Origin of the sequence: Bradyrhizobium nivariense (genome assembly GCF_029846695.2) — a bacterium.
GTDB lineage: Bacteria > Pseudomonadota > Alphaproteobacteria > Rhizobiales > Xanthobacteraceae > Bradyrhizobium.
In genome coordinates this window covers 1-6,208 of record NZ_JARWCR020000139.1, presented here as the reverse complement: position 1 = coordinate 6,208, position 6,208 = coordinate 1, and the positions used below count along the sequence as shown (strand labels likewise).

Here is a 6,208-nt window from a genome sequence, read left to right as displayed (position 1 = left end):
GGGCAACAATATTGCTAGTCTCGTTCATGGCGTATCGCTCTCCTTGAGAGGTTCTGGCAGGCTCGACACCCGCCTCGATACGCCGCCTATCTCATTCCGTCATCACCCACTTTCCCGCATAGCTCCGTTGCCGCCAAGTGACTCTTGCCGCCGCCGGGCGGCCCGAACAGCAGCAGATTGGCGCCCTTGCCGAGCCAACCATCGTCGGCGGCGAGCGCGGTCACCTGCGCCTTGGAGATCATGGGCACAGCCTCAAAGTCGAAGTTGTCGAAGGTCTTTCCAGCGGGCAGCCGAGCCTCGAGGAGATGGCGCTCGATGCGGCGGCGGCCGCGTTCGGCGATCTCGTGCTCGGCAATGGTGGCGAGGAAGCGGGCCGCCGGCCAGCCTTCCTTGTCGGACTGCTCGGCAAATTGCGGCCACAGCACCTTGATGGCGGGCAGCCGCAACTCGTTGAGCAACAGATTGAGTCGCGCGGTGTCGACTGTGTTGGCCGTGCTCATGCGGCACCTCCGATCTCGCCGACACCGATGAGGCACTCATAGCTGGCGAGCGGGGCGAGCTGCACCACGACCTGCGGCACGCAGGCCGGATCGGGCGCGAAGTAAGCGCACAGGCCGAACTCGCCGATCAGCTCGCGGCTGACCTTAACGCTGGCCAACTGCCCGACCTCGGACGGCCCTCGCAGCCGCGCTCGTGCGCCAGAGCGAGCAGATCGACCATGAGCCGGCAGGCTTTCTTGTCCGGCAGCCGTTCGCGCAAGCGATCGAAGGTTCGGCGATAGGCATCACGCGGGAACAGCCGATCACGGTAGACGAGATTGAGCAGCGCCATTGGCTTGCGCCGCAAGGAATGGATCACGTGCCGATAATCGACGACCTGGTCGTGCTTGCCGTTGGGATGCGGCCGCCCACGCGGCAGGGTGACGAGATGGGTGCCGCCGACGAACACGTCGAGACGATCGTCGTGAAGGCGTACCCGCAGTTGGTGCCCGATCAAACGCGACGGCACGGTGTAGAACACTTTGCGCAAGGTGAAGCCGCCGCTTGACGTCACGCGGACAATCACCTCCTCGTAGTCCGAGATGCGGCGATCTGGCAGCGCCTGCAGCGTGGCGCGCTCGTGGTCGATGCGCTTGGTGTTCCGGGCGTTGCGGCGGCTGACGATCTTGTCGATGAAGTCGCGATAGGCGGCGAGATCATCGAAGTCGGCAGTGCCGCGCAACAGCAGCGCATCGGCGATCGTGCGCTTGAGATGGCCATGCGTCGCCCCGTTCTCGTGGGCGATGCCGCGATTGTTGCGGGAAGGCCGCATGCCGTAGTGGGCGCAGAGGTCCTCGTACCGCCGGGTCAGATCGTCCCTCGCATTGCGGTCGAGATTGCAGAAGGCGGCCGACAGGCTGTCGGTCCGATGCTCCCGACGAACTGAACGACACCTTCGCGGCCGCCACTGGCGGCGAATTGGTTTGACGGAACTTCATGTAGAGCCTCATCTGGTGATCGGTGAGATGGCAGCCTGGCAACGGGTGATTCCTCTTTGGCGAGAAGAACCATCCATCACCGACCAGCCGGGATCACCAGACGGCGCGGTCCGCTCGGATCGCGCCGTCGCCGGGCTCGTAACTCCGGTCGGGCTACGCCCTCCCTACGTCACGAGCCGGCGAAGCTCTCTCATCCTGATTGACGCGACCACTGGGCATTCTGCAGCCCTTCGGCCAATGCGACGAAGCTCTCGCCACCGAGCACGACATGGGCGTGCTCAAACCCGCAATAGGCCAACCGGAAGTGATAGAGGCGATGATCGAGCGGCACGCCCGCGATGGTGACCCCAAGCTCGCCCATATCGGTGAAGTCGGAGAGGCCGACCTGGCCCACGTCATGGGTCAAGATGACCTCCTGCTCCGCGCCATGGATTGCTCGCCAGGCGCGGATCCGGCGCTCCAGGGTGCGGCGGATTCCGGCCCCCAGCTCAGGATGGCGGCGGAGTATCTCCTCGAAGATAGCCACTGGCCGCACGCCGGGAGCCGCCTTCAGCCACCGATCGCCAGCGAAGCGCTTGAACGTATTGCCGGGCTCTGCCGTCGAGAAAGACATCGAAGTCCCGAGGAACGCCGAACGGCCAATCTCAAAAAGCCGTCCCCTGATGGCCGCGGTCGAGCCGTGGTTGCGCGCAAAACTCTGTGTGATCAGCCAAAAAAAGCAAGCTTGCTAACACCATCCGCTAGGCCCTGTCGCGCTGGGAGGGCCTGATGCGCTTCATCGATGATGGCCGCATCCGAACTCGATAACAACACCGTCGAGCGCTCCATCCGCCCGATCGCGCTCAAGCGTAAGAACGCGTTGTTCGCAGGTTGCGACGGAGGCGCCGAGGATTGGGCCACAGTCGCGTCCCAGATCGAGAGTTGTCAGTTGGACGACATCGACCCGCTCGCGTATCTGATCGACGTCCCCAGGGCATCGTCAATGGTCACCCCAACCGCGATATCGATCAGTTGCTGCCGTAGACCTACCGAAAGCGAGCCCTCAAAGCCCTAGCCTGAGAACGAGGCTTACGATGTTGTACGAACCAGCCCAAGAGTTCGCGGACGCGTTGAGAAAGCCTATCATTTGTCGGGCTACACTGTAGTTGTTGAGATGCGGATGGTAGTGCATGGATGACGCGAGAGCATGGAGAAAGACAATGCGGGTCGGCTCGTTTTGCCGATCGATTTTGACGAGTGCAGTGATTGCGTTAGCATTGACGCGCCGAGGATTGGTTGGTTATCGGCGCATGCGGTTCGTCTCCAGCGATCCTATCGTGCCCGTGCCGAGCGGTCCCCGGAAGAGCTTGGTGACCGATCGGAAAGCGCCATTACAGCTTTGCGCCGAGGCCAAGAGCTTAGCCAACGAATATCGTAGCACGGGTTGCTCGGTTGAAAACGCGCTTAGCGTCTCCTCTGTTCTGTTTCCAACAGGACAAACGTGTGCATTTTCGTAGGTGCGTATTGACGCGGACTCTACAGCCCCAGAGGGAATCCGGGCCGCGCTTGCGTTGCTGTTCCAGTTCGTGCTGGCACGGTCTATGCAGGCTCTAAGAGGAGAGCAGTCAACTGCGGCGCCGATGTCAACGCGCGGTGGTCGAGGGACAAAACAAGAGGCTGAAGGCAGCGATCATAGTGGAAGCAGTTGATGTTCGCTCGATGTTTGCCGTTAGTGGGCGACGTTCTCGAAGGCGTGAGCCGAGGATTGGTCGATATGGATGATTTCGCTGCAAATGCCAGTCGACGATCACCAATGATATTCGGGGGCACCAGCCCGGCTGAGAAAACCGAAAGTGAGGCATCAATGGGAGTCCTATCGCATTTGCAGGTCATCGAGATCGGTAGCTCGGCCGCAACCAGCTATTGCGCGCGATTGTTTGCAGATTTTGGCGCGGATGTTCATAAGATCGAGCCGCCAGCAGGAGATCCACTGCGCCGCAGCCCGCCGCTGACGCCCGGAGGCCAGAGCGCATGGTTTGCATTCCTGAGCTTCAACAAGTCAAGTATTGTTATCGATCCTACCGATCAAGACGCGATCGCAAGGCTCATGAGGCTGATAGAGAATTGCGACATTCTGGTCGATGGGCGCGATGTTGATCCCGCGGATTGCCCGGCCCTTGATATCGCAGCGATTCGGGAGCGACATCCCGGCTTGATCTACGTCCAAGGAAGCTGGTTCGGTCGCGACGGACCCTATGCTCAATTCTCGGCAACCGATTCGACACTGCGCGCACTCGCCGGCCTCGTCAAGCTAGTTGGACCTATTGAGGGCCCGCCGTTGCATGCGCCAGATTTTCAAACGGGTATTCTCGCCGGCCTATGGGGTTTCATTGCCGCGGCTTCGTCGGAGCTTGCGCGAATGCAGGGCGACACAGGGCGTTCGTGGTCGCTCAGTATTTTCGAGTCGAGCCTCACGCTGAGCGAGTATCTCATGTCAGAGGCATTTGCGCGCGGCGACGTGATGCGCAGGATTGGCATCAATCGCTTTTGGCCAGGCTCTCCGGTCGGCATCTACGAAACCAGAAAGGGTTGGCTCGGCGTTACCATTGCTACACCGAAACAATGGCGCGCCTTCTGCGACATGCTCGGCCTGTGCAAATACGGCGATGATCCAGCTTTGGTCGTCGGCGACGATCGTGTGAAACACCTAGAGTACATGGAACGACTGTTTATGCCCAGACTAAAAACGCGAACGGCGCAAGAGTGGTTTACAGAGGGGCTGCAGCGAAAGATCCCGATGGTGCCGGTACCCGAAATATCAGATCTGCTCCAGGATCCGGAGAAGAAGGCGCGCGGGGCAATCGTGCCCGTCCTACTTGGGGGAGAAGAAGCCTTCACCGCGGGCTCGATGCAGCATCTGACATTGACGCCGCCGCGCCGGGGCGGCAAAGTTCCGGCTCCCGGCGAGCAGCAGGTTTTTGCAAAGGTCCGAACCTGTCTGAGGCTCCCGCCACGGGGGGCGTCCGATTGGATCGACGCCGGCCGGCAGCCCCTGTATGGAATCCGTGTCATCGACTTCTGTATGGGTTGGGCGGGCCCATTGTGTACCCGCTCACTTGCTGATCTCGGTGCGGACGTCATCAAGATAGAGGCCGTCCAGTATCCAGACTGGATGCGCGGTCTTGATCGCAGGCGTGCTTATGTGGATAGTCAGAAGTACGAAAAGACAGCGCCCTTCTGTATTATGAACCGCAACAAGCGCGGTATCACACTAGACCTGACGCGGCCGGAGGGGCTCGCTCTCGCCAAGCGGCTTGTGGCAGAAGCCGATATTGTCATCGACAATTATTCGGTCAATGTTTTGCCGAAGCTCGGGCTTGGGTACGATGTGCTCAGAACGCTCAACCCTCGCCTTGTCATGATGTCGATGTCAGCCTTTGGTGCGGACAGTGCCCATCGGGATTGTCGGGCCTACGGCTCGACTCTCGAGCAGGGCTCTGGGTTGCCGAGCGTGATCGGACACGCCGACGGGCCACCGGTAATGAGCCACCTAGCTTTCGGTGATGCCGTCGGGGGGTTGAACGGCGGCGCTGCAGTTTTGGTCGCACTAATTCACGCGCGCAACACAGGGCGGGGACAGTTTATCGATCTTGCGCAGATCGAATGCATGGTGCCGTTTGCAGCACCATGGATTACTGCGCACTCGATCGGCGCCGTGTCGCCACCAAGGTATGGCAATCGACATCCCCAGTTCGTGCCACATGGCTGCTTCCGGTGTGCGGGTGAGGACAACTGGATCGTGGTAACCGCGACGGACAAAGACATGTGGCACAGACTTGCGCTGCTTATTGGTCGCGCTGACTGGGCAAATGACGCATCGCTGGAATGTCCGGAAGCTCGTCGTAGCATTGAGGATCTCATTGAGACAGCAATCGAAGGCTGGACACTCGCCCGCGATGCGGATCAGGCCATGTCGGAATTGCAAGCTGTAAGGGTTGCTGCTGGCGTTGCCCGCCTGCCAATTGACCTGCTCAAAGATCCGCATCTCGAGTCGCGCGCATTTCTTCAGGAGATCGAACGCGCTTTCATTGGCGTGCATCCGCAGCCCTCTATGCCGATTCGGGAAGGTGCAAGGCCATATACGGTCCGGACGGCGGCACCAACCCTTGGACAACATAATAGAGAGATTCTATCAGAGCTTCTTGGGCTCTCTGACGAAGAAATTGCGCAATTGGTGAGGGCAGGTATCATCGGTACGGCAATGCTCTCCGAAGGTGAGCTCGAAGACGGAAAGAAGGTGTCCTCAGAGTAACCAATCGACCCTCCGGCTACAGTTCGAACTGACACAACGTTCGTCGATCGGTCGCGCTGATCGGACATCGTGAGGCTGGTCTTCCGCGAGAAGGGATGCATCCTCTCCTGCAACACGCAAAAGTTGATGAGCGCTCGTCCGTACATCTGTATCGCGCGGGTCGTTTGTAGCCTATGTGATTACACCTACAGGTGTACGCAACCCCGCTGGCGAACCGTACTTGCCACCGTTGCACAATGAATTTAATAGGTTAGATTTCTGGTTAGAGTAGCTCGTGGCGCAAGGACATGTGGTGCATTCCGAAGGTCGATGGCTAGACGACCGATTCCATGAAGCCTGCGCTCCTGGAGCAGGATGAATTGGTGGAACGGACGGTTGTTGGCGGATTCCTCGTTTTCGGTCGGCGAAACGAGGAGCTGTATCATGGCAGGATGGCGGCG

General features: G+C 60.0%; 1 protein-coding gene and 4 pseudogenes. 2 read left to right on the top strand and 3 right to left on the bottom strand.

The genetic code is table 11. The features are described from left to right. Positions 1-128: 128 nt before the first annotated feature. From QCM77_RS45155 to QCM77_RS45145, 3 pseudogenes are all read right to left on the bottom strand, one after another. Positions 129-500, bottom strand: a pseudogene (locus QCM77_RS45155) (ATP-binding protein); the annotation flags it as partial. Continuing rightward, a pseudogene (locus QCM77_RS45150) lies at positions 497-1,416 on the bottom strand (Mu transposase domain-containing protein); the annotation flags it as partial. The pseudogenes QCM77_RS45155 and QCM77_RS45150, both read right to left, overlap by 4 nt. Before the next feature lie 162 nt (positions 1,417-1,578). Next, positions 1,579-2,030 (bottom strand): annotated as a pseudogene (locus tag QCM77_RS45145) (hypothetical protein); the annotation flags it as partial. 3 nt (positions 2,031-2,033) lie between these two features. Here QCM77_RS45145 and QCM77_RS45140 point away from each other — a divergent pair. Then, positions 2,034-2,500 (top strand): annotated as a pseudogene (locus QCM77_RS45140) (IS66 family transposase); the annotation flags it as partial. A gap of 730 nt (positions 2,501-3,230) precedes the next feature. Then, positions 3,231-5,768 (top strand): CaiB/BaiF CoA transferase family protein, encoded by a 2,538-nt coding sequence (locus QCM77_RS45135; protein WP_280097042.1) that lies wholly within the window; start codon positions 3,231-3,233, stop codon positions 5,766-5,768. Positions 5,769-6,208: the final 440 nt, after the last annotated feature.